General features: G+C 48.8%; 1 pseudogene. It reads right to left on the bottom strand.

The features are described from left to right. Nucleotides 1–159 precede the first annotated feature (159 nt). Nucleotides 160–1,722: pseudogene (locus O3660_RS11540) on the bottom strand (hypothetical protein); the annotation flags it as partial.

Here is a 1,722-nt window from a genome sequence, read left to right as displayed (position 1 = left end):
GGAGAAATGTATCGCTTTTTTGCAACAGTAGAGGGAGTCCACCAGAATAAAGCAACCTGCAGGAGAAAAGGCAGGTATCCCATGTCTTGGACTCCCAAGTTTCTATAGCCATTCAGGTTTACTCTCTAAAGAGGGGGCGGCCTGATTCATGAAATTCTTTTAAAAACAGCATGCATCTGGTTTTTGCGTACAATATGCCGCACCAAAATCATTGGGAGAGTTGATATACAGCCTGCTATCTTGTTGCTTAGCGTATATTCGCACCCAGGTCTCTTTCAGCTGACCGTAGTTGACGACGTCGGTATCGTCGGTACCGGCGGCTACGTTGGTCACTTTGTTGCCGGCGTTGTTCAAACCGTCTTTGGTCAGTTTGACATCGCCCGCTTTAACGCCGTCCTGGGTCAATGCGACATCGTCGCCTACTTTCACTCCGTCGTTGTTCACGGTGGTGTCGCCGGCTTTGACGCTGTCTATTACCAGGTCTTTTTTCAGCTTGACGGTCACTGTATCGTCCTGGGCTGCGGTGGTGATGTTGTCGTCGCCGGCAACGGTCACGGTGGAGCCCAGTTTTTCGACATTGGTGCTGCCGCTGTCGCCGTTGAAGGTCAGGCCTTTGCTGTCAACGGCGGTTTTGGCGTCCACGCCTTTTTGGATGTCGGCTTTGGTGCTTTGAGCGAGATCGATACTGTAATTAGTTGTGACTGCACCATCGGCTGCAGTTGTAGTATTAGAGGTCAGATTCAAAGCATTGGAAACTTGTACCGTTGCTTTATCTGCGCTGACGGTATAAGTGGTTTCTTTGCCTGAAGTTGTTTTATTGACATGCGTGTTGCTGCCTGCCGCTACCTTGGTTGTGGTTTTGGCATTATTGATGGCATTGGCTACATCGCCGGCAGTCGCTACACCGGCAGTCGGTGCGGACACTGTACCATTATTATCGACAGACAATGTGCCTTGAGTGACGTTGATTTGAACTTTTGATGCATTCTCGCCATCGGTAACTGCAACGGTCGTCAAGTTGCCATTAGCGTAGTTGACCGTACCGTTGTTATTGATGCGGGATTTGTCTGTACCGTTTTGTTGGATATTATGTCCAACATTATTCATGACTGTGTACAGTTGGCTACCATTAACTGCATCGGTCGAAGTGGCGGAAATACGGCCTGCGGCAACATTCTGGATTTGGCGCTCATTGCCTGCGCTGCCTACAGAAACCGCGCCTGTTTTAGAAGATGAAGAAGCAGCATAGCTGACATTGGTCGCAGCGCCGCTATCGTTTTTGAATGAGGCATTTTTAGCTGTTGCATCAAAATTATTGGCCGCGCCGACAGCACCATTGCCCAAAGCGACAGAGTCTTGAACAGAAGCAGTAGTACCGTTACTCAAAGCAACAGCATTGACGCCTGTAACATTTGCCTGATTACCGATAGCGACACCATTTGTGGCTGCGCTTGTTGTAGATGCAGATGGGCCAATGGCAATTGAGTTTGCACCTTTCGCACCATCGTTATTCCAGTTTTTGGTGCCGTCAGTACTGCCATCAGTTGACTTAACAGAGAAATAACGAATGCGTTCGAGCGCACTCAATACACCATAAAGCTGTGAGCCGTTGATCGCATCAGTAGAAGTAGCAGAAATATCGCCAGGAGCTACGTTGATAATTTGACGTTCGTAACCTTGAGAACCGACAGACACAACATCACCGGCATCGGTATGTAGAAA

It is taken from the genome of Neisseria sp. 27098_8_139 (assembly GCF_041433195.1).
Lineage (GTDB): Bacteria > Pseudomonadota > Gammaproteobacteria > Burkholderiales > Neisseriaceae > Neisseria > Neisseria subflava.
Note: the sequence above shows the minus strand (reverse complement) of the source record. Positions and strands in the feature narration are given on the sequence as shown.